This window comes from Streptosporangium sp. NPDC020145 (assembly GCF_040631275.1).
In the GTDB taxonomy this organism is placed as follows: Bacteria; Actinomycetota; Actinomycetes; order Streptosporangiales; family Streptosporangiaceae; genus Streptosporangium.
Genome location: NZ_JBEXZT010000001.1, coordinates 469,235 through 492,307, shown reverse-complemented (window position 1 = coordinate 492,307; position 23,073 = coordinate 469,235). Strand labels below are relative to the sequence as shown.

The 23,073-nt window shown below is 69.2% G+C and carries 10 protein-coding genes; 3 read left to right on the top strand and 7 right to left on the bottom strand.

Annotated elements, in window-relative coordinates:
- Positions 1–37: 37 nt before the first annotated feature.
- From sbnB to ABZ463_RS01965, 4 genes are all read right to left on the bottom strand, one after another.
- The gene (sbnB, locus tag ABZ463_RS01980; RefSeq protein WP_362772018.1) at positions 38–1,054 is read right to left on the bottom strand and encodes a 2,3-diaminopropionate biosynthesis protein SbnB; all 1,017 of its coding nucleotides are present in this window, start codon (positions 1,052–1,054) and stop codon (positions 38–40) included.
- A 2-nt stretch (positions 1,055–1,056) separates the two neighbouring features.
- Positions 1,057–2,049, bottom strand: a complete 993-nt coding sequence (sbnA, locus tag ABZ463_RS01975) for a 2,3-diaminopropionate biosynthesis protein SbnA (RefSeq protein ID WP_352012705.1) — start codon at positions 2,047–2,049, stop codon at positions 1,057–1,059.
- 134 nt (positions 2,050–2,183) lie between these two features.
- Entirely contained in the window at positions 2,184–3,476 is a 1,293-nt protein-coding gene (locus tag ABZ463_RS01970; RefSeq protein ID WP_362772016.1) for an MFS transporter, read from the bottom strand.
- A gap of 17 nt (positions 3,477–3,493) precedes the next feature.
- Positions 3,494–15,346, bottom strand: a complete 11,853-nt coding sequence (locus ABZ463_RS01965) for an amino acid adenylation domain-containing protein (protein WP_362772014.1) — start codon at positions 15,344–15,346, stop codon at positions 3,494–3,496.
- Between the two features lie 246 nt (positions 15,347–15,592).
- Between ABZ463_RS01965 and ABZ463_RS01960 the strand changes: the two genes are divergently transcribed.
- From ABZ463_RS01960 to ABZ463_RS01950, 3 genes are all read left to right on the top strand, one after another.
- Positions 15,593–16,570 carry a hypothetical protein gene (locus ABZ463_RS01960; RefSeq protein ID WP_352015724.1) on the top strand — a complete coding sequence of 326 codons (978 nt, stop codon included), beginning with the start codon at positions 15,593–15,595 and terminating at the stop codon, positions 16,568–16,570.
- A 149-nt stretch (positions 16,571–16,719) separates the two neighbouring features.
- Positions 16,720–18,510, top strand: a complete 1,791-nt coding sequence (locus ABZ463_RS01955; protein ID WP_362772011.1) for an FtsX-like permease family protein — start codon at positions 16,720–16,722, stop codon at positions 18,508–18,510.
- Positions 18,511–18,530: 20 nt separating this feature from the next.
- The gene (locus ABZ463_RS01950; RefSeq protein WP_362772009.1) at positions 18,531–19,259 is read left to right on the top strand and encodes an ABC transporter ATP-binding protein; all 729 of its coding nucleotides are present in this window, start codon (positions 18,531–18,533) and stop codon (positions 19,257–19,259) included.
- A 124-nt stretch (positions 19,260–19,383) separates the two neighbouring features.
- On the opposite strand, the gene ABZ463_RS01945 is transcribed toward ABZ463_RS01950, so the two are convergent.
- The 3 genes from ABZ463_RS01945 to ABZ463_RS01935 form a co-directional block, all read right to left on the bottom strand.
- Positions 19,384–21,153, bottom strand: a complete 1,770-nt coding sequence (locus ABZ463_RS01945; RefSeq protein WP_352015726.1) for an AMP-binding protein — start codon at positions 21,151–21,153, stop codon at positions 19,384–19,386.
- Positions 21,154–21,458: 305 nt separating this feature from the next.
- Complete coding sequence (locus ABZ463_RS01940; protein WP_362772007.1) at positions 21,459–22,820, bottom strand: condensation domain-containing protein; 1,362 nt, start codon at positions 22,818–22,820, stop codon at positions 21,459–21,461.
- Complete coding sequence (locus tag ABZ463_RS01935; RefSeq protein ID WP_352015728.1) at positions 22,820–23,065, bottom strand: acyl carrier protein; 246 nt, start codon at positions 23,063–23,065, stop codon at positions 22,820–22,822. Before ABZ463_RS01935 ends, ABZ463_RS01940 begins: the two co-directional genes overlap by 1 nt.
- Between the last annotated feature and the right edge of the window lie 8 nt (positions 23,066–23,073).

Sequence of the window (23,073 nt, the reverse complement as noted above, 5' to 3'; positions counted from 1 at the left end):
CTCTCCCGTCCCAGTCCTATCTCGAATTCCGGAATCACTACAGGCCCGTTTTCTCCGGCCTCGGCAGGAAGTCCTTGACGGTCACGCCGTACCCGCGTCTGCGGGCCTCCGCCGCGACGAAGCGGGCGACCGCGATGTCGAGGGCGCCGAGCCCGAACGGCGAGAAGATCACCGGGGACCGCTCGTCCTCCGGGACCCTCGCGGTGGCGCGCAGCAGGCCGCCGAGGGTGGCGTGCACGAAGGAGCGTCCGCCGACGCTCAGCTCGGCCAGGTGCAGCGAGGTGCGCTCACGGACCGCGTGGTCGACGTCGTCGACCACGTTGCGCGCCGACAGGATCGTCTCGGGGACGATGTCGCGCAGCGATATGTGCAGGACCACCGCGCCCGGCCGGATGCCCGCCAGGGTCAGGTGCGGTTCGATCGCGGTGGTCGCGATGGACAGCAGGTCGGCGGCCGCCACCGTCTCGCCGACGTGTGCGGCGAGCGTCACCTCGGCGTCCGGCAGCAGCGATCCGACCCGCTCGCCGAACTCCTTCGCGCGCTGTGGGGAGGCGTCGAAGAGCGTCACCTCGGAGATGTCCGGGAAGACGGCGGCGAGGAAGCGCAGCGTCTCGAAGTTGATCACGCCGCAGCCGATCAGGGACACGCCGTCGAGCCGTGGGGGGGCGAGCAGCTCCGCCGCCGCCGCGGCGGAGGCCGCCGTGCGCGTCGCGGAGATCGCCGTGGCCTCGACGAACGCCTCAGGCCTGCCGGTCTCCATCGAGTTCAGGATGATCGTCGCGTTCGCGCGCGGGAGCCCCGCCTCCAGGTTGGCGGGGAAGGACGACACCCATTTGATGCCCGCCACGTGATCTTCGCCGTTTTCGCCGCCGACGTAGGCCGGCAGGCCGATGATGCGGTTGGTCCTGTCACCGGGAAAGCGCAGGAAGGTCGAGTGCGGCACCACCGTGGCGCCCTCGTCGTGTCTGCGGTAGGTGTCCCGCACGATCTCCAGCAGTGCGGTCTCGGCGCCCCGCAGGATGTCGCACACCTCGTCGTGTCGGATGATCAGCACGTTCACACCCCGTCCTTCCACAGATGGGAGACCTCTCCGAAGGTGCTGCGCACCCAGGCGTCGGAGTAGATGGTGTTCAGGTAGCGGTCGCCCCCGTCGGGGAACACCAGCACGCAGGTGGAGCCCGGCGGGATCTCCGCCTGGAGCGCGTGCAGCGCCGCGACCGTGGCGCCCGACGAGCCGCCGGCGAGGATCGCCTCGCGGCTCGACAACTTGCGGCATCCGACCACGCAGTCCAGGTCGGACACGTGGACGACCCGGTCGGCGGCGTCCTCGCGGTAGAGGCCGGGCCGGACGGCCGCGCCGTGCCCCGGCAGCAGCCGCGGGCCGCGCCGCTGACCGTCGAAGATCATGCTGCCGACGGCGTCCACCGCGGTGATGGTGATCGGCAGGCCGTGGCCTCCGACGTAGTCGGCGCAGCCGATCAGGGTGCCGCACGAGCTGACGGAGCAGAACAGGTGGTCGACCTCGCCGTCGAGGGCCTCCACGATCTCCCGCATCGTCTCGTAGTGCGCGTATGAGTTGAGCGGGTTGCCGTACTGGTCCGGGTTGAAGGCGTGCGGGATGCTCTCCACCAGTTCGCGCACCCGCTGGATCCTGCGCGGCAGGTACTCGCCGGTTTCCGGGTCGGGCGCGTCGACCACCTCGACCTTGGCCTGGAAGGCTTTCAGTATCGCGATGTTCTGCTCAGTGGTCTTGGCGTCGACGACGCAGATGAACCGTAATCCGAAGTAGCGGCAGAGCTGCGCCATCCCGACGGCGAGATTGCCGGAACTGGACTCAACCACCGTCGACCTGCCGGGCTCCAGCTCGCCCGAGCGAATCGCGGCCGACAACATGCTCAGCGCACTGCGGTCCTTGATGCTGCCGCCGGGGTTGAAACGCTCCAGCTTGGCGAACACCCGGGAGGGGAATTCGGGAAACAGGCGGTCGAGTTGAACGAGCGGCGTTTGTCCAATAGTCGCAAGAATGCCATTCGAGGTGGATATCGGCACAGCGCTTGCTCCATCCAGGTAATTTTACCGGCCCCGCCACATGAGAGCCGGACACAACCGTCCGGGAGGCCGCTATACGCCTTCTATATCCCGTGGGAAAACACGGGGGCGCCGTACTCGAAACGGGAAAGAGCTCAGTCGAGCGCGGCGGCGTCCTCGGCGCTCAGCCGGCCGCCCTCCCGGGTGCGGGCGGCCGCCCGCACCGACGGGCTGAGCAGGGCCACCAGAGCCAGGCTCCCCATCAGGACGGTCATGACGAGCACGGTACGGCCGACACCGGCCGCGTCGAGGACGAACCCTCCGGCGAACGCGCCGAGGAAGCTCGCGCCCGCGCCGAGCAGCATGGCGACGCTGATGGCCCGGCTCAGGATGTGGTCCTGCGCCAGGCCGACCAGGTACACGCCCCCGGCGACGTTGAAGACACCGCCGATGTATCCGCAGAACGCGAACACGACGCCCAGCAGGACCGGATCACTGAAGAACGCCAGGGACGGCACGCACAGGGTCCACACCAGCAGACCCGCCACGATCAGTGCGGGCAGGCTCAGCCTGCGCCGCCACCAGATGCTGGTCATCGCGCCGAGCAGGCCGCCGACACCGCTGATGGCGACCACGACGCCGATGCTGGACGGCGATCCGCCGGAGCCTCGGACGATCACCATGAGAGAGAGGCTCATGCCCTCGAAGACCAGGTTGCTGACCGAGACCAGGAGCATCACGTTGCGCAGGAAGGACTGCCGCCACAGCCACGTGACGCCCTCGGCCACGTCGGCGGCCAGCCTGCCGGAGGGCTGTTCCGCCCGGTCGGTCTGGAACTTCCTCCGGATGGCCAGCAGCATCAGCAGTGAGGCCAGGTGCGCGACCGCGGTGAACAGGAACGGCACCCAGCGCACCAGGCTCAGCAGGAACCCACCGAGCGGCTGGCCAAGCATGATCATGGCTCGGTGACGGGCCTCGTTCTGGCTCAGCGCGCCCGGAACCTGGTCCTCACGGACCAGGTTCTTGACGGCCGAGCGTTCCGCCAGGTCGTAGAAGATCGCCAGGCTGCCCTGGACGAAGGCCGCCACCATCAGATGCGGCAGCCAGATCCGGTCGAGGAAGACCGCCAGCATCACGCTTGAGGCCGCCAGCAGGCACCCGACGTCCGAGATGATCATCAGGCGCCTGCGATCGTACCGGTCGGCGACGGCCCCGGCGGGCAGCTGAACGAGCAGGTAGGGCAGGAGCGCGGCGCCCGAGACCAACCCCGCGGCGGAGGTCGTGCCGCCTCCCCACAGGACGAGCATCGGATAGGCCAGGATGGTGATCTGCGCGCCGAGCGTCGTGAACGCCGCGCCGCCCCACAGCAGGGTGAAGTCCCTGTTCCTGAACAGCGGGCGCTTGTCCCTGGCCTCGCCGGCCTCGATCGCCGCTTCGCCTGTGTTCACGTCGAGCCCTTCCGGTGTCATCGGTAACCCGCCTCTGTACGGCCCTGGCCCTGGCCGTACCGCATGCCTTCCTGCTCGCCTATGGCCGCCGCCACGTGCTTGTGCAGTTCCTTGCCGGATTCGGAGTTGGTCAGGACGACGAACCCCGTGGCCCGGTTGATCCGGCTGAGCATCATGGACCGGTATCCGGCGGACTCTCCGACGTGACCGAACTCGATGTCACCGCCGGTGTCGTCGACCGAGGTGCCCAGCCCGTACAGGGCCTCCCGGTGGGCGACGGTGAGCAGCTCCGCCGCCAGGGCGCGCGGCAGGACGGCGCCGGAGTGCCCCAGATGGGCACGCCGTACCGCGATGGCGACCTTGGCAAGGTCCGGCGCGGTCGACCAGAGGCTGCCCGCGGCCAGCGCGGGCCGGTTCAGCCAGCCGTCGGGCACCGTCCTGCCGTGTTCGTCGTGGCCGTGGGCGACAGGCAGGCCCGAGGTCTCCGGGAAGGTCAGGTCGTAGCTGGTGGCCCTCATGTCCAGGGGCTCGAAGACCAGCTCGCGCATCAGTTCCTGGTACGGCTCGCCCGCCACGTCGCTCATCAGCTGTTCGAGCACCCAGTAGTGGCCGTTGCTCTTGCGGAAGTGCTCACCAGGCGTCAGCTCCATCGCGACGGCGGGCAGCAGGTCGAGCAGGGTCGGCATGGGTTCGCCGCGCCGGAAGTCGTCCTCGTCGGTCCGGGTGAGCCCGGCCTGGTGACTCAGCAGCCACCTGGCGGTCACCGTCCCGGGGATCGTCTTCGGCAGTTTCCAGGAGACCAGGTGGTCGTTGACGTCGGCGTCGAGGTCGAGCAGCCCGGCCTCGACCAGCCGCAGCACGCCGATGGCCGTCAGGTGCTTGCCGATCGACCCCACCTGGAACAGGGTGTCCGGCGTGACCTCCCGGCTCTGGCCGGCGGCGAGGACGCCGTGGGCGTGGACCTCGACGGACTGGCCCCGGATCACCGCGACCGCGACCCCCGGCACGTTGTGCCGTCTCATCGCGGGCAGCGGGGAGGGGATCGCGACCGGCCGCGCGGGTTCGAGCAGCGCCGTCAGCCGGGCCAGGCAGTCGTCGGCGACCCGGCGGACCGTCTCCTCGTCGTGCAGGGCGGCGGAGTACGTCCAGTGCATGTACAGCCGGTCCCGGTGCACTCCGGCGTTGACCTCCAGCAGGTGGCTGCGGGGCCTGCCGGATCCCTCGACGCTGCCGAGTCCTTCCGGCGAGAGCGCGAACCTGGTCCGGCCCCGGGTGCCCACCGAGCCCTGGCCCGTGTAGTTGAACAGCACGGCGGGCCGCTGCTGCGCGGCCAGGGCCTCGACCAGGTCCTCGTCCGGCGACAGCCACCTGGACACGCCGTGGCCGATGCCCCGGCCGGGGACGGCCCTGAACTGGTCGCGTACCGACCTGAGCACCGCCTGGGGTTTACGGCCCGGCGGCAACCAGGCCGCGAACGGATACACGCTGGTGAACCAGCCGACGGTGCGGGACAGGTCCACGCCGTCGAACAGTTCCTCCTGCCGGCCGTGACCCTCCAGCTCGACCAGGAACCCGTCGCCGCCGGTCCAGCCGGTCAGCGCCAGACCGAGGGCGGCGAGCACGGTCTCCTCCGCCGTCGCGGTGTCACCGGCCCGGTGCAGCAGGGTCGAGGTCAGGTTCTCCGGCAGGCCGACCAAGAGCGTCCGGGCGTCGGCGGTGCGGTTGGGGCCGGGCCTGTCCACCGGGATGTCCGGTAGCGGCGCGCGGCTCAGCCAGTGGTGCGTCTGGGCCGCGAGCTCGGTCGATCCGGCGTACTCGGCCAGCTCTCGTGCCCACTGCCGGACGGAGGTGGTCTTGGCCGGCAGCTCCACCGGCCGGCCCGCCTCAAGCTGGCTGTAGACGGTGTTCAGATCCTCCAGCAGGATCGCCCAGGACACGATGTCCACGGCCAGGTGGTGGATGCTCAGCAGCAGCTGGGAGCCCGACCGCGACAGCGCCGCGCTCAGCACCCTGCCGGCGGCGAGGTCGTGGTCCGCGGGCTCGGACCCGGGCTCGGTCAGGTCGTCGACGACCCTGAGCAGTCCTGCCGGTGCCTCCTCGGCCAGGTGTCCGCGGCCGTCCTCGACGCGCAGGCGCAGCACGTCGTGGTGCCGCGTCAGCTCACGCAGGGCGCGTCCGAGCAGGTCGGGATCGGCGGCCGGTTCCACGGTCAGCAGTGCCCGCTGGGCGAAGGGCTCCTCGTGCCCCTCCTCGGCGAGGAACCAGTGCTGGATCGGGGTGAGCGTGAGCTCGCCCGTCACCGGACCCTGTTCCGCGCCGGTCGCGCCGCGCGCGCCGCCCGGGGCGGCGTCGATGGCCGCGGCCAGGTCGGCGACGGTCTCGTGCTGGTACATCATCAGCAGGGAGATGGGGAGCCCGGCCTGCTTGACCTCGCGGATCGCCTGGATCATGAGGATCGAGTGGCCGCCGAGCCCGAAGAAGGTGTCACGCGCCCCGACCTCCGGGACGTCGAGCACCCGTGCCCAGATCTCCGCCAGCGTGCGCTCAGTCGGGGTACTCGGCGCGACGTGGTCGCCGCCGGTGGCCAGGGCCACGCGGTCCGGGACGGGCAGGGCGCGGTGGTCGAGCTTGCCGTTGTGGTTCAGCGGGATCTCGGCCATCCGGACGTAGGCGTAGGGCACCATGTGGTCGGGCAGGGATCGGGACAGCGCCGCCCTGAGCCGCGCGGGATCGACCTCGTCCCCGACGACGTATCCGACGAGGCGCCTGTCGCCGGGGGTGTCCTCGCGGACCACCACGACGGCGTGCCGTACGCCCGGCTGTTCCTGCAGCAGCGCGGCGATCTCGCCCGGCTCGATCCGGTGTCCGCGGATCTTGACCTGGTCGTCCACTCTGCCGAGGAACTCCATGGTGCCGTCGGGCCTGCGCAGCCCCAGGTCACCGGTGCGGTATCGGCGCGATCCCGGGGGCCCCTGCGGATCGGGCACGTACCGCTCCGCCGTCAGGCCCGGACGGCCCAGGTAGCCGAGGGACACCCCCGCGCCACCGATGTGGATCTCGCCGGGCACGCCCGCGGGCACCTGGTGGCCTTCGCGGTCGAGCAGCTGGATCCGCACGCCGGGCATGGGGACGCCGATCGGGCTGCCGCCACCGGCCAGGGTGCCGGCGGTGATGCGCTGGAAGGTGGAGTTGGACGTCGCCTCGGTGTTGCCGTAGACGTTGACCAGTATCGGGCGCTCGACGCCGAACCGGTCGATCCAGGCGGCCACGTCCCCCGCCTCCAGTTTCTCTCCGCCGATCAGGACGACGCGCAGGGCGAGCCGGTCCGTTCTGGGATCGCCGTCCTGGGCCAGCCGTACCAGGCCCCGCAGGGACGACGGGGTCTGGTCGATGACCGTGACGCGGTGGCGGACCAGGAGGTCGAGGAAGTCCTCGGGAGAACGGGTGACCTCCTGCGGGACGACGACGAGCCTTCCGCCGTTGAGCAGCGCGCCGAACATCTCGCCGACCGCCACGTCGTTGGCGAACGAGGCGAACAGCGTGAAGACGTCGTCGTCGTCGATCGACAGGTACGTCCTGGTCTCGTCGAGCAGCCACATCGCGTTGGCGTGACTGACGCAGACCCCCTTGGGGCGGCCGGTCGAGCCCGAGGTGTAGATCACGTACATGATGTCGCCGGCGGTGGACGACGGAGGCGGGGGCGTGCCGGGCAGGGCCCCGATCTCGGCGCTCCGCTCGTCGATCGACACGATCCGGCCGGTGAACACCTCGCGGATCATCGGTGCCAGGTCGGCGGTGGTGACCACGACGGAGACGTCGCTGTCGGACAGCATCCGCCCAAGCCGCTCGGCGGGGACGGCCGGGTCGAGCGGCACGTAGCCCGCACCCGACTTCAGCACGCCCAGCAGGGCGGGTGTCAGTTCGGCGCCGCGGTCGAGGCACACGCCCACCAGCGGCCCGGTCTCCAGAGCGCGCAGGTGGTGCGCGAGCCGGTTGGCCCGGGTGTCGAGCTCCCGGTAGGTCAGCCGTTCCTGTCCGCTGACGACGGCGACGGCGTCCGGGCAGGTGCGCACGCGCGCCTCGAACGCCTCGTGCACGGTGGGATAGGGGCCCATCTCGGCGACCGTGTCCGGTTCGCCCTCGCCGGGCGGCAGGTGGACGGCCCTGGCGTCCCCGAGGGGGTCAGCCGCCATGGCCTCCAGCACGGCCCGGTACATCGCGGCCAGGCGTCCGGCGTCGGTGCGGCTGAGCACGGTGGTGTCGGCGGTGATGCCCAGGTTGCCGGCGATCACGCCAACCGCGAGGGGGAACTCGGTGCCGCCGCCGGCCAACGCGCCGCCCACCTCCACCAGTTCGGTGTCGACCTGCTCGAAGTCGAGGAAGGTGAAGATCGTGTCGATCAGCCGCCCGCCGTCTCCGGCCTCCCGCTGGATCGCGGGCATCGGGAACCGGCGGTGCCGCCACATGGCCGTCTCGGTGGTGAACACCTGGTACACCAGGTCACACCAGGTGCGGGCGCCCCTGGTGTGGGGGAACGGGAGCGTGTTGAGGAACAGGCCGTAGAGCCGGTCGGCGCCGTCGACCTCGGGCCGCGCCTGCAGGACGAGACCGCTGTGGAAGGACTCCTGGTCGGTGATCTGGCTCAGCACCTTCAGGTGCGCGGCAAGCAACACGCTCTTCAGCGAGGTTCCCGACGTCCTGGCCAGGGCGCGCAGACCGTCGTCGAGATCCGCGATGGAGATCGTGAGTTCGTAGGTCTCGGCCGGTCCCGGGTCGCCCCAGGTCCCTGGGAGCGCCAGTTTGGGGTGGTCGGTGACGACGCCGCGCCAGAAGGCCCTGTCGTCCTCGGACTCAAGCGACCGCTGTTCGGCGGCCACGAAGTCGGCGTAGCGCAGGGCGGGCAGCGGGGCCGGGTCGGGCACGGCACCGTCCCTGATCGTCTGGTAGTACTCCAGCAGCTCCATCAGCATGGAGTAGTGGCTCCAGCCCTCCAGGATCGCGTGGTTCTCACTGACGGACAGCCACCAGGCGTCGTCCTGCGCCACATGTACGGTGACCCGCATGAGGGGCGCGGTGTCCAGTGGGAGCCGTGCCCGCTGCTCGGCCTCGGTGTGCCGGCGGACGAGCTCGGCCACGGCCTCCGGCGTCAGCTCACGGCAGTCGCGTACGTCGAGGGGGACCTCGGCGTCGGTGTGCACGAGTTGCAGGGGGACGGAGTAGCCGTCCAGGTCGAAGGAGGTGCGCAGCACCTCGTGCCGACGGGTCACCAGCCGGGCGGCGGCACGGAAGGCCTCCCGGTCGAAGGGCCGCTCGTCCCGGACGCGGAAGGAGGTGACGTTCTGGTAGAGGTGCTGGTCCTGGTTGGCGAGCATCTCCAGGAGGATGCCGAGCTGGGCCTGGGCCAGGGGGTAGGCGTCCACGACGTCGGCGGCCAGACGTTGTCTGTCGTGGGCGGAGACGAGGGCGAAGGGTTCGATCGGGGTGACCTCCTCGACCGCCCGGTCCCGGCCGGCGAGTCTCTCACTCAGCCGCGCCACGGTGGCGTGTTCGAAGACGTCGCGTGCCTCGACATCGAAGCCGTTCTTGCGGAGGGCGCCCACCAAAGCGACCGCCCGGATCGAATGCCCACCCAACTCGAAGAAATTGTCATGCACCCCGACCCGCTCCACCCCCAAAACATCCCGCCAAATCCCCGCCACCAACTCCTCCACCACCGACCGAGGCGCCACGAAATCCACCCCCGCCGCCAACGCCCCCCGACCAGGAACCGGCAACGCCCGCCGATCCAACTTCCCGTTGTTGTTCAACGGAATCGCCGCCACCCCCACAAACGCCGACGGCACCATGTACTCCGGCAACGACCGAGACAACTCCTCCCTCAACCGAACCGGATCAACCCCCTCCCCCACCACATAACCCACCAACCGCCGATCACCAGGAACGTCCTCACGCACCACCACAACCGCATCAACCACCCCCTCCACCCGCCGCAACACCGCGACGATCTCCCCCAACTCGATCCGGAACCCCCGAACCTTCACCTGATCATCAACACGCCCCAGGAAATCCAAACTCCCATCCGCACGCCGACACGCCAGATCCCCACTCCGATACAACCGCCCACCCGCCGGACCAAACGGATCAGGCACAAACCGCTCAGCCGTCAAAGACGGCCGATTCAAATACCCCCGCGCCACCCCCGGACCACCCACATAAATCTCCCCCGCCACCCCAACCGGCACCGGACACCCAAACGCGTCCAACAAATACACCCGAAGATCAGCCAACGGACGCCCCACCGGATTACCCCCACCCGGCAGCAAATCCCCCGCCACCAACCGGTGATACGTCGTATGCACCGTCGTCTCGGTAATCCCATACATGTTCACCAACGCCGGCCGCTCCAACCCGAACCGCTCCACCCACGGCGCCAGCTCCGCCAACTCCAACTTCTCCCCCGCGAACACCACCACCCGCAACCGATCCAGACACACCCTCCCCTCCCCCGCCAAACCCACCAAACCCCGAAACGCCGACGGCGTCTGATTCAACACCGTCACCCCATGCCGAACCAAAACCCCCAACAAATCCTCCGGCGACCGCGTCACCTCCCGCGGCACCACCACCAAAACACCGCCATACAACAACGACCCCCACAACTCCCACACCGAAACATCAAACGCAAACGAATGACACAACACCCACACATCATCCGAAGAAAAACCATAATGACGCTCCGCGACCTCCAACAAACGCACCACATTCCGATGCTCCAGCACCACACCCTTCGGCCGCCCCGTCGAACCCGACGTATAAATCACATACACCACACCACCCGGCGAACACACCACACCAGGATTCACATCAGAAAAACCCGAAAAATCCACCTCATCCACAACCACCACACGACCCGAGAAAACCCCACCCACCAAACCCGCCAAATCCGACGACGTCACCACCACCGACACCCCACTGTCGGCCAACATCCCCCCCAACCGCTCAGCCGGCACCGCCGGATCCAACGGCACATAACCCGCCCCAGCCTTCAACACCCCCAACAACACCGGAACCAAATCCACCCCACGCCCCAAACACACCCCCACCAACGACCCCACACCCAACCCCAACAAACAATGCGCCAACCGATTCGCCCGCGCATTCACCTCCCCATACGACAACCGCACCTCACCACACACCACCGCCACCGCATCCGGACACACCACCACCCGCTCCTCAAACACCTCATGCACACACCGCGAAACACCCCCCACCTCAGCGGTCAGGCCGTCGAGAAGGGCGCGGTCGGAGGCCGGCAGGAAGACGGTGCGGGCGTCGCCGTACGGATCGGCGGCCATCGCGACCAGGACCTGCCGGTACATCTCCGCCAGGCGGTCGGCGTTCCTCTCGCCGATCACGTGGGTGTCCACGGCGATGGCGACGTGGCCGACCCGGACGGACACGTGCAGCGGGAACTCGGTCGGGCTGTCGTCGATGCTGGCCAGGTAGTCGACCAGCTCGGTGTCGACCTGGTCGAAGTCGAGGTAGATGAACATGCCGTCGAGCAGCCGCCCGCCGGTCTCGTGCTGGATCGCCCCCAGGGGGAACCGGCGGTGCCGCCACATGGCCGTCTCGGTGGTGAACACCTCGTTCACCAGGTCACGCCAGGTGCGGGCGCCCCTGGTGTAGGGGAACGGAAGCGTGTTCAGGTACAGACCGTAGACACGGTCGGCGCCGTCGGCCTCCGGCCTGCCGTGCAGGACCAGTCCGGTGTGGAAGGACTCCTGGTCGGTGATCTGGCTCAGCACCTTCATGTACGCGGCAAGCAGCACGCTCTTCAACGGCACCCCGGCGACGGCGGCCAGGGCGCGCAGGCCGTCCTCAAGGTCGGTGAAGGAGACCACCGCCTGCCGGACGGCGCGCGGCGTGTCCGGCCGGTCGCCCCAGGTCTCCGGAAGTGCCAGCTTGGGGTGGTCGGTGACGACGCCGTGCCAGAAGGCCCTGTCGTCCTCGGACTCAAGCGACCGCTGTTCGGCGGCCACGAAGTCGGCGTAACGCAGGGCGGGCAGCGGAGCCGGGTCGGGCACGGCACCGTCCCTGATCACCCGGTAGTACTCCAGCAGCTCCATCAGCATGGAGTGGTGGCTCCAGCCCTCCAGGATCGCGTGGCACTCGGTGACCGACAGCCACCAGGACCGGTCGTCGCAGACGTGCGCGAACAGGCGGATCAGCCCCGGCCTGGTCAGGTCGAACAACCGGGCGCGCTCGTCGGCGGTGAACCGCCGTAGTGATCGGTCGACCTCCGCCTCGTCGAGGCCGCTCAGGTCGCGCACCTCGACGTGGAGTTCGGTTTCTGTGTGCACGAGCTGCAGGGGGACGGAGTAGCCGTCCAGGTCGAAGGAGGTGCGCAGCACCTCGTGCCGACGGGTCACCAGCCGTGCGGCGGCACGGAAGGCCTCCGGATCGAAGGGCCGCTCGTCCCGGACGCGGAAGGAGGTGACGTTGTGGTAGGGGTTCCGCTCGTCGCCGGCCATGAGCTCCAGCAGCATGCCCGCCTGCACGTACGCGAGGGGGTAGGCGTCGGAGACACCGCTGGGCATCGCCGCCCGGTCCTCTTCGGCGAGCAGTTCGAAGGGCCGGACCAGGGGGGTCTCGGTCAGCGGGGACCCGAGACCGGGCAGACGGTCCATGAGTTCGGCGATGGTGCGGTGTTCGAAGACGTCACGGACCGAGATGTCGAAGCCGTTCTTGCGGAGGGCGCCCACCAAAGCGACCGCCCGGATCGAATGCCCACCCAACTCGAAGAAATTGTCATGCACCCCGACCCGCTCCACCCCCAAAACATCCCGCCAAATCCCCGCCACCAACTCCTCCACCACCGACCGAGGCGCCACGAAATCCACCCCCGCCGCCAACGCCCCCCGACCAGGAACCGGCAACGCCCGCCGATCCAACTTCCCGTTGTTGTTCAACGGAATCGCCGCCACCCCCACAAACGCCGACGGCACCATGTACTCCGGCAACGACCGAGACAACTCCTCCCTCAACCGAACCGGATCAACCCCCTCCCCCACCACATCACCCCCCAACCGCCGATCACCAGCAACGTCCTCACGCACCACCACACCCGCATCAACCACCCCCTCCACCCGCCGCAACACCGCGACGATCTCCCCCAACTCGATCCGGAACCCCCGAACCTTCACCTGATCATCAACACGCCCCAGGAAATCCAAACTCCCATCCGCACGCCGACACGCCAGATCCCCACTCCGATACAACCGCCCACCCGCCGGACCAAACGGATCAGGCACAAACCGCTCAGCCGTCAAAGACGGCCGATTCAAATACCCCCGCGCCACCCCCGGACCACCCACATAAATCTCCCCCGCCACCCCAACCGGCACCGGACACCCAAACGCGTCCAACAAATACACCCGAAGATCAGCCAACGGACGCCCCACCGGATTACCCCCACCCGGCAGCAAATCCCCCGCCACCAACCGGTGATACGTCGTATGCACCGTCGTCTCGGTAATCCCATACATGTTCACCAACGCCGGCCGCTCCAACCCGAACCGCTCCACCCACGGCGCCAGCTCCGCCAACTCCAACTTCTCCCCCGCGAACACCACCACCCGCAACCGATCCAGACACACCCTCCCCTCCCCCGCCAAACCCACCAAACCCCGAAACGCCGACGGCGTCTGATTCAACACCGTCACCCCATGCCGAACCAAAACCCCCAACAAATCCTCCGGCGACCGCGTCACCTCCCGCGGCACCACCACCAAAACACCGCCATACAACAACGACCCCCACAACTCCCACACCGAAACATCAAACGCAAACGAATGACACAACACCCACACATCATCCGAAGAAAAACCATAATGACGCTCCGCGACCTCCAACAAACGCACCACATTCCGATGCTCCAGCACCACACCCTTCGGCCGCCCCGTCGAACCCGACGTATAAATCACATACACCACACCACCCGGCGAACACACCACACCAGGATTCACATCAGAAAAACCCGAAAAATCCACCTCATCCACAACCACCACACGACCCGAGAAAACCCCACCCACCAAACCCGCCAAATCCGACGACGTCACCACCACCGACACCCCACTGTCGGCCAACATCCCCCCCAACCGCTCAGCCGGCACCGCCGGATCCAACGGCACATAACCCGCCCCAGCCTTCAACACCCCCAACAACACCGGAACCAAATCCACCCCACGCCCCAAACACACCCCCACCAACGACCCCACACCCAACCCCAACAAACAATGCGCCAACCGATTCGCCCGCGCATTCACCTCCCCATACGACAACCGCACCTCACCACACACCACCGCCACCGCATCCGGACACACCACCACCCGCTCCTCAAACACCTCATGCACACACCGCGAAACACCCCCCACCTCAGCGGTGGGCAGCACCACGGCGAGTTCGTCGGCGCCGAGCAGTTCCAGGTGTGAGACCCGCGCACCGGGGTCGTCGGCCACGCCGTCGAGCAGGCGGAGGAGGTGGCCACCCATCCGGGTCACCCGGGCCCGGTCGAACAGGTCGGGCACGTACTCGATCGTCGCGCTCAGCGAGCCGTCCGGCGCCTCCTTGACGAGGAGGGTGAGGTCGAAGCGCGACACACGGGAGCGGCCGGGCAGCGGGGCGACCTCAAGCCCGGTCCAGGCCGGTCCGTCCGAGGCCGGCTCGAAGGTGAAGGCGACCTGGAACAGCGGCGTGCGGGACAGGTCGCGCTCCGGCTGCAGTTCGTCCACCAGCTGGGCGAAGGGCACGTCCTGGTGGTCGAACGCCTCCAGCACCGTGTTCCTGACCTGGGCGAGCAGGTCGGCGAAGGCCGGGTCCCCCTCCCAGCGGGAGCGCACGACGAGGCTGTTGATGCAGTATCCGACGAGCCCCTGCAGCTCGGGCCGGGTGCGGCCGGAGACCATGGTGCCGACGGGGATGTCGTTCAGGCCGGTGTGACGCGACAGCAGCAGCTTGAAGGCGGTCAGCAGCACGGTGAAGAGAGTCGAACCGTGCCGCCGGGCCACCTCCCGCAGCCGCTCGGCGAGCGGGGCCGGAATCTCGAACGTGTCGACGTCGCCGGTCCAGACCCTGGTGGCGGGCCGGGGGCGGTCGGTGGGCAGGTCGAGCGGGCGCAGGTCGGCGAGCCGCTCGCGCCAGTAGGCGAGCGAACGGTCGAAGGAGCGACCGCTCTCCCAGGCGGCGTAGTCGGCGTACTGCGTCTCAAGCGGTGCGAGCGGGGAGGGCGACCCCTCGGTGAAGGCGCTGTAGAGCTCGGCCAGTTCCCCGACGACGACGGCGAGGGACCACGCGTCACAGGCGATGTGGTGGAGCACCAGGACGAGCACGTGGTCGTCGTCGGCCAGCCGGAGCAGGCGGGCCCGCGCGGGCCACTCCGCGGCCAGGTCGAACGAGGTCGCCACCACGGCCCCGACGGCCTCCAGCATCCCCTCCCCGTCCACGCCGTGCAGGTCGTCGACGGGCAGGCGCACGGCGTACGGCTCGTCGATCACCTGGGTCGGGTCCTCCCCGACGAGCACGTAACGGGTACGCAGGCTCTCGTGCCTGGCGATGACCTCCCGCCAGGCACGCTCCAGCGAGCCGTGGTCGAGCCGGCCGCGCAGCCGCAACGCCAGCGGAACCAGGTACTCCGGGCTGCCCGGGTCGAGGCGGTTGAGGAACCACATCTGCTGCTGCCCGGAGGAGAGCCCGATCGGCCCCTCTCGGTCGGCCCGGGGGATGCGGCCTCCCCGCGTCCCCTTCTTCTCGGCCAGACGCAACCGGATGAGCTCGTCCCGTCGCGCGCTGAAGTCCGACGCTTCCGTGCTCATGTCGCTCTCCTCCACCGGAATACAGGGGTCACGGAGAATCAGTGCCGTCCGCCCGGAAATGAAGCACCGGACACCGGCACGGCGGCCGATTCCACCGACGAGCGTTCCGTGCGCGACTATAGTTCTTCTATATTCAGCGGAAACATTGAAATTGGATCCTCCCGCAGGCAGCATTCACTCGCATATCGCCCGTTGAAAGGCAACAGCCCGGGCGCGGCCATACGGCGACCCATCGGGAGGACCAGCGTGGAGAATTTCCTTTTGACGGCGCAGGAACGGGCGCAGGTCGACAGGCTCGTCGACGACGTGCTGGCGGACTGGACGTCGTGGGACCCCCTGCGGTTCGCCGAGCAGGCGGGCTCCGTCGCGCACGGCCTGCCGCTGCGGCTGCGCCGGTTCCTGGCCGACGTGCGCGCGGCGGAGGCGGACGTGGCGCTCGTGTCCGGCCTGCCGGTCGACCCCGCTCTCGCGCCGACCCCGGCGGGCTGGGACATGGCCGCCAAGAACGGCGCGGGGCGGCGGGAGGAGCTCGTGCTGCTGCTGGTCGGAGCCGTGCTCGGCGAGCCGTTCGGCTGGGCCAACCAGCAGGACGGGCGCCTGGTGCACGACGTGGTCCCCACTCCGGGCATGGAGCGGTCGCTGACCAGCGCCAGCAGCACGGAGCCCCTGACGCTGCACACCGAGGACGTCTTCCACCCCTTCCGCTGCGACTACGTGTCGCTGTTCTGCCTGCGCAACCCCGACGAGGTGGGCACCACCATCACCCGGTTCGACGCGCTGGACTTCCCCGGTGAGCTGCGCGAGGCGCTGTCCGAGGAGTCCTTCAGGTTCTATCCGGACGACTCCCACACCGGGGAGATCCTCAACGTGGTCGACGGCGGCGGGCTCGCCGGCCGCCGCAGCACCGTCGGCCCGGTGGTCTTCGGTCCGGCCGAGCGTTCCTACCTGCGCTTCGACAGGGACTTCATGACGGCCGACCAGGAGGCCGGGCGGGCGGCGGAGGCGATCACGGTGATGCACGGCCTGCTCTGCGAGGCGGTGGAGAGAATCGTGCTGCGACCGGGGGAGGCGATATTCGTCGACAACTACCGGATCGTTCACGGCCGCGAGCCGTTCTCCGCCAGATACGATGGAAACGATCGTTGGCTCAAGAGGCTCAATCTGATTCGCGACGTGCGGCGCATATACGCCGGCAGTGGTGCACGATCCAGAATCATCACCTGACGGATCCGCCACCCCCTGGCGTCGACAATGGAGGTTCGCGAGTGATAAGCGTCGCACTGAGCACGCTTCGTGCACGATGGATCACATTCTCGGGAACCTTTCTCTCGCTTTCTCTCGGCGTCGGGATCATCGCCACCATCGCGTTGGTGATGAGTTCCGCCCTCGCGAATTACGAGCGGGCGCGCGCCGTCCTGACGGGGACCGTGGTGCTCCTGAGCGTCTCGGCGGGCGTGGCGGGGTTCGTCACCGTCTTCGTGGTGGCCTCCACGTTCGCCTTCGCGGTGATCCAGCGCACGCGCGAGCTGGCCCTGCTACGCCTGGTCGGGGCCACCCCGCGCCAGGTTCGCCGGATGATCCTGGCCGAGGCGCTGCTGCTCGGCACGGTCGCCTGCGTCGTCGGCTGCCTGCTCAGCCTGGCCGGTGCCCCGGCGCTGGCCGCCACGCTGGTGGCGGGGGGCATCGCGCCGTCCTGGTTCCAGGTCGCCGTCTCGCCCGTGCCGCTCCTGCTCTCGTGCCTGATGGGTCTCGGGGTCGCGACGCTGGGCGTCTCGGCCGCCTCCCGCCGCGCGGCCACCGTACGGCCGACCGAGACTCTGCGCGAGTCCGCCATGGACACGCCGCTCTCACGCGGCCTCCGCTCGCCGCGCACGCTGTTCGGCCTGGGCTTCCTGGCCATCGCGATCCTGGGGATGGCCGTCATCACGGTCGCCATGCCGGGCATATCCGGTGTTCCCGTGGTGTACCTCTGGGTGCTGCTGATGCCGATCGCGGCGGCCGCCCTGCTGGCCCCGGCCCTCATCCCTCCGGTGATCCGGCTGTTGACCTGGCCGTGGGCTCGCGGCGGCAGCGCGGTCGGCCTCCTGGTGCGGGAGAACGCCCTCACCATGGTCCGGCGCACGGCCGCGACGGCCATCCCGATCCTCCTCACCGTCGGGCTGTCGATCACCCTGCTCGGCGCGCTTGAGACGATCGGCCAGGCCCGGTCGGCCGAGACGGCCGCCCAGCTCCGCGCCGACCACGTGCTCGTTCCCGACGGCTCCACCGGTATCCGCCCGGAGGCGCTGGAGCGGGCGCGCTCCGTCGCGGGTGCCCAGATCGCCGCGCTCACGCCGGTGACCGTCAGCGCGGCAGACGAGTTCGGCACCGTCGAGGAGTTGTCGGGCTACGCCGCCGCTCCCGCCATGCTCGCCGCGACGACGGACCTCCCGGTGGTCGCCGGATCGCTGAAGAACCTGGGCCAGGACACCATCGTGGTGACCGAGGACTGGGAGCGCCGCGTCGGCCAGCGCGTCGAGATCACGCCGGCCGGCGGGAAGCCGGTCCGGCTGAAGGTCGCCGCGGTGCTGAGGAGCGGGATCGGCGGCGCCGACTTCTACCTGGACGCCTCCCACGCCGGACGGAGCACGCCGGAGGTGGCCTACGTGAAGACCTCCCCCGGTGGAGCCGGACCGTTGCGCGAGAAGACCGCCGGGCAGGGCGTGCAGGTGCTGACCAGGGCCGAATGGGTCGCCGTCTCCCGGAACAGCGACCAGGGCACCAGCGTGATCGGCATGATGGTGACGCTCGGCATCTCCGTGGTCTACAGCTGCATCTCGATCGTCAACACGATGGTGATGGCGGCGTCCGGCCGTAGACGGGATCTGGTCATGCTGCGCCTGGCCGGGGCCACCTCGCGGCAGGCGGTGCTCTCACTGCTGGCCGAGTCGGTCCTGGTGGTGGCGGTCGGGACGGTGCTGGCCGTGGCGGCCTCCTCGCTCAACTTCGCCGGGCTGCTCAGCGCGCTGACCCAGCTGGAGCCCGCCGCCTCGCTGGCGATCCCGTGGGCGCCGGTGGGTGCGCTCACCGCCACCAGCGCCCTGCTCGCGGTGGCCGCCACCACCCTGACGGCCAGGGCGACCCTGAAAACCTCCGCCATCGGCCGCGCCGTGGCAGCCGAGTGACCACGAGAAAGGTGATTGCCATGGATCTGGCCGTCGATCTGCGGTCCGTGACCAAGGTGTACGGTTCCGGCGCGGCCCGGGTGACCGCGCTGGCCGATCTGAGCTTCCCCTTCCCCGCCGGGAGCTTCACCGCCGTGATGGGCCCGTCGGGGTCGGGTAAGTCCACGCTGCTGCAGTGCGCCGCGGGACTGGACCGGCCGGACTCGGGGCAGGTCATGCTCACCGACGTCGATCTGGCCACGCTGAACGAGGACCAGCTCACCCTGCTGCGCAGGGAGCGGATCGGCTTCGTGTTCCAGGCCTTCAACCTGATCAGCGCGCTGACCGCGGCGCAGAACGTACGGCTTCCGCTGCTGCTCGGCGGGCGCACCCCCAGCGACGCGGAGGTCGACTGGGCCCTGACCTCGGTCGGACTCGCCGAGCGCGCCGCGCACCGGCCCGGGGAGTTGTCCGGCGGCCAGCAGCAACGGGTCGCGATCGCCCGCGCGCTGATCACCAAGCCCGACGTGCTGTTCGCCGACGAACCCACCGGCGCGCTGGACACCAGCAGCGGCCGGGAGGTGCTCGAACTGCTGCGTGGCGTGGTGGACCAGCACCACCGCACGGTGATCATGGTGACGCACGACCCCGTCGCCGCCTCCTACGCCGACGTCGTGATGTTCCTGGCCGACGGGCGGGTGGTCGACGTGATGCGTGATCCCGCCGCCGACCGGATCGCCACCCGCATGACCAATCTGGAGCGCCGGTGACGTCCCGCCACGGAGGGCGGCGGATGGATCGGCCGCTCTCCGGCGGCGGGCGACGGCGCCTCGGCCCGTCGGCCCTCCTGACCCCGCTCGCCGGCTGTCCGGTTGTCCGGAGCCGTCCGCGCGGTCAGGTCAGAGCCGAGCCCTCCGCCTCGCGGGTCCCGGGAAGGGCCGCGACCTCCTCGAAGAAGAACTCCCTGGCGACATCGGCGTAGACGATGTCCAGCGCGTTGGCGACGAACAGCTCCCTCGTCAGCTGCCGGTTGACCTCCCCGTCCGGCATCACCTGCACCTGCCCCGGTTTGACGAGCACCACCTTTGTGCGGTGGACACCGAAACGCAGCGCGAGAATGTCCCGCACCTCGCGGATCAGCGGCGACGAGCCCTCGTCCGTTTCCGCGCGGGCCGGTTGCGCGACCACGATGATCTCGTCGCGGTCCGCCGGCGCCGGGAAGGCGCTGCAGGCCACGATGGAGCCGCCGCCGACGATCGCGCGCTCCACCCTGCCGAGGTCGAGGTAGCGGCCGCCGTACCTCGACACATCCCGCATCAGCCCCGTCACGTACAGCTCGCCGCGGACGATCGCCCCCAGGTTCCCGCTCCGCACGAAGCCTTTCTCCCCGTCCGCGGTGACCTGGTCGAACCGTTCCCCGGTGAGACGTTCCTTGCGCCAGTAACCTGGCACGACGCGCGGTCCGCGCACCCAGATCTCGCCGATCCTGCCTTCGGGAAGCGCGCCGGCGGTGACCGGGTCGACGATCCGCAGGTCGGGCTCGGGGACCACGCCGAGGCCCAGCAGCCGCGGTCCCTGCGTGTCCGAGGTGGGGATGAGGAGATTCCTGTCGAGCGCCCGGGAGTCGAAGCACCTGGCCTCGACCGCCCCTCCGGGGGCGCCGACGGCGGTCAGCAGGGTGGCCTCCGCCAGGCCGTACGAGGTTCGCAGCGCCTCGGCACGCAGGCCCGCGGTGCGCAGGCGCTCGGCGAAGAGCTCGACGGTGCGCGCCTCGGCCGGGGAGGCGCCCGTCATCTCCACCAGCAGCGCGTGCCGCCACCGTGACAGGTCCAGCCCCGCGAGCTGGTCGTCGGTGATCTCGCTGACGCACAGTCCGTAGCCGAAGGTGGGTGAGACGCTGAACCTCACGTCGTGCCGGTCGATCAGCCGCAACCATCTGATCGGGTCGGCGCAGAAGGTCTCGGGGGGCATCAGCACCGCGGTGCCGCCGCTGATCAGCGGTGCCAGGAGCAGGGCGATCAGGCCCATCGAGTGGTGCAGGGGCAGCCAGCCGCCGGAGCGCACACCGGAGCCGAGCCCGTAGGCCGCGGCGATCAGGGCGCAGTTGTGCAGGACGTTGGCGTGCGAGACCGTGATGCCGATCGGGCCGCCTCCGGGGCCGACGGTGTACTGCAGCAGCGCCTGGTCCTCGCCCTTCCTGAGCGGCTCCACCCAGTCCGAGGCGTCCTCGAACTCGATGACGTCGGTGGCGACGCACTCGTGGATGCCGAGATCGTCGTGGGTCAGCCAGACGTACACCTCGTCGGAGTGCGCGGCGTCGGTCAGGACCAGGCACGCCTCGGCGTCGAGCGCGATCCCGGTGATCGTGCTGAGGTGGTGGTCGGTCCGGCCGGGAAGCGGTACGGGCACGGGGACGACGTCCGCGTAGAGGCACGCCAGCAGGCTCCTGGTGAACTCGATCCCCGTCGGATAGCACAGCAGGACCCGGTCCCCGGGCCGGCACACGCTCTGCAACCAGGCCGCCAGTGACGTGGCCAGCAGATGCAGTTCGAGGTAGCCGATGTGGTGCTCGCGGCCGTCTCCGTCCTCCAGGACAACGGCGTTCTGACAGGGCCTTTCTTCCACCTGCTCCACGATGGCGTCGAAAATCGATTCATTTCGCACGCGGACTCCTCCGGCTACCTTCCAGACATACCAGCAGGTAATATATTTCGGTCATGACCTGGAATCTTGGACGCCGAAGTCAAACGTCAAGCAGACACATGTTTCCGAAACTTAACGCAATCACATATGAGCCGGGCTCAGATTTTCCCGAACTATATTCCGGTAATAAGTCAGGGCCCTTATATTACCATTGTGCAGCGTGACTGGAAATGGGCATCCGTTAAAGTCCACCGATCGCCCACCCGGCCGCCACCAGGCCGGGGAGGCAGTTGAATTCATTAATGACGGCCTGCCTCCGGGGGGTCTTATGCCGTGCCCAGCGCGAGCAGAAGCCGCGCCTCACTTTCGTCCACCAGCGAGAGACGGCCGACGGGAAGGTTTGGAACGTTTGATTCCACCGCCCGGCGGAAGTGCGCGGCGAATCGTTCGACCGTCGGGACGTCGAACAGGTCGGTGTCGTATTTGACGACCGCCGTGAAAACGGAGGCCGCCTTACGAACATCCACCGTCAGATCGAACTGACCTTCCATCTGGGATACGTCGTAGGCGGCCAGCCGCAGGCCGCGGAAGGTCGTCTCCGGCCCCTCGACCGAACCGTCGACGGCCAGCGGGAGCGCGGGGTCCATCGCGTCCATCGACAGCAGGTTGACCGCGACGTGGAACAGCGGTGCCCGGTTCGGCGACAGGTCGCCGATGAGCGCGGAGGGCAGCGCGGCGTTCGCCATGGCGCGGACCATCCCCTGGTGCGCCGCGACCGCCGCCTGGCCGAACGTCGTCTCCGGGGTGAGGTTCGCCCGGATCGGGAGCGTGTTGGCGAAGTAACCGACCACGTTGCGCATGCCGCCGCCGAAACGTGTGCTGGCGGGGCAGCCGACGAGGAAGTCGCCGGTTCCGACGTACCGGTGGAGCACCGCCTGCAGCGCCGCGAACACCGTGGCGAACGGCGTGACCCCCGCCGCGCGCGAGTCCTCGATCAGCCGCGCGCCCGTCCGTTCGGAGAACGACACGACGGTCGCCGCCCCCCGCAACGACGGCCTGGCCGGGCGCGGGCGGTCGGTGGGCAGCCGCGCCGCGGTCGCCCCTGCGCACACCTCACGCCAGTGACGCTCCAGACGCGGTCTTCTGGGAGAGGCCAGCAGGTCCTGTTCGGCGCGCACGTAGTCGTCGAACGTGCGGGTGAGCTCCGGCCAGCCGGGGTCGTCCCCTTCCTCGTAGGCCCACAGCAGGTCACGCAGGACCAGCCACTGGGACATCGCGTCGCTCACGATGTGGTGCGCCACGAGCATCAGCACGGCGTCGTCCGGGGTCCGGCGCACCAGCGTGACGCGGAATGCCCCGGTCCGGCCCAGGTCGAACGGGGCCTTGCCGGCCCGCGTCACCCGCTCGTGGAGCACCTCCTCCTCCACCGGGCCCACGTCGATCACCGCCAGCGGCGACGGCAGGTCCGCGACCTCCCGGTACGGCACCCCGTCGACCTCGGCGAACACCGAGCGAAGCATCTCGTGCCTGGCCACGACGGCGTCCGTCGCACGGCGCAGGCGCGCCACGTCCAGCGGGCCGCGGACGCGGACCGCCACCATCATCGTGTAGGCGGTGCTGCCGGGGGCGAGCCGCTGCAGGAACCACATCGCCTGCTGGCCGACCGAAAGCTCGCGGAGGCCGTCCATCAGATGGTCACGACCACATCGTGCAGGTAACCGGTCAGCGCGTTGACCGTGGGATGGTCCCAGGCGACCGTCGGCTCGACGAAGACCCCGAACTCGTCCTCGATGTCACCGCTGAGGCTCATCGCGAAGACCGAGTCGAGCCCGATCTCGACGAGCTCGACATCGGGGTCGATCTCCTCGGGATCGCGCTCCACGTAGAAGGCGACGCGCTCGCGTAACCACATGCGAATGGTGTCAGGCGACATAGATGGCA